Source organism: Alcanivorax sp. HI0044 (genome assembly GCF_001634945.1).
In genome coordinates this window covers 1-740 of the sequence record NZ_LWEZ01000381.1, presented here as the reverse complement: position 1 = coordinate 740, position 740 = coordinate 1, and the positions used below count along the sequence as shown (strand labels likewise).

Annotated in this window: 1 protein-coding gene; it reads right to left on the bottom strand. The window is 62.4% G+C overall.

All coding sequences use genetic code 11. The features are described 5' to 3' along the window. Nucleotides 1-490: CoA pyrophosphatase (locus A3730_RS04650; RefSeq protein ID WP_063537596.1), on the bottom strand; the 490-nt coding region annotated here is incomplete at its 3' end. Nucleotides 491-740: the final 250 nt, after the last annotated feature.

The window sequence follows — 740 nt, the reverse complement described above, 5'->3', positions numbered from 1 at the left end:
ACGGCAGAGTAACCCGCCCCACGGGCGTGCGGAGGGCAAGCGTACTTCGGTTGTCCGGGTTGCTCAGGTAGTCCAGCGGAATCCATACGCCGTGGCGGGCTTCGTGGTTCAGGCGCAGCACGTCGTCGCCCTGCCAGGCAAACACATGGGGCGTGACCACCATGGGCCGCCAGCGGCTGTGGTGGCGGGTCAGTCGGTCTGTCAGGCGCGCCTGGTAGTGCCCGCTCTGGTACAGGTCGAGCCCGGTTTCTTCAACGGTTTCACGCATGGCGGTGTCACGGCTGGAGGTATCCCCGGTTTGCAGGCGCCCACCGGGGAAGGCCATGTCTCCGGACCAGGGGTCGCCGGGGCGATGAGCGCGCTGGATAAAGAATAGCTCGCCCTCGGTTATCCCGCCGCGATAAATCAACGCTACGGCGGCACGGGTGACGCGGCGCCGGAAGGGCAATTTCTGTGGGCGGGCTCTGTTAAGCCAGGTCAGTGGGGGCACGACGGCCTCGCTATTGGCTAAGATGCGCCCAGCATAGCACTCTGGCTGCTCTCACCACGCCAGGCCATGGGAGCGCCCCCAATCAGCGCGGACCGCCCTCCCCGAACGTCGATCCGGTACGATTTAGCTGTACACGGAGCAATAATAGGGTTATGTTCTGGCCCAGCTAAAAGATCGCGCTTGAATCACGTACTCCATTTCGTTGTTTACATTGTATAACTCGTCCTGCAGTTCTGAAGTCCAAGTCTCC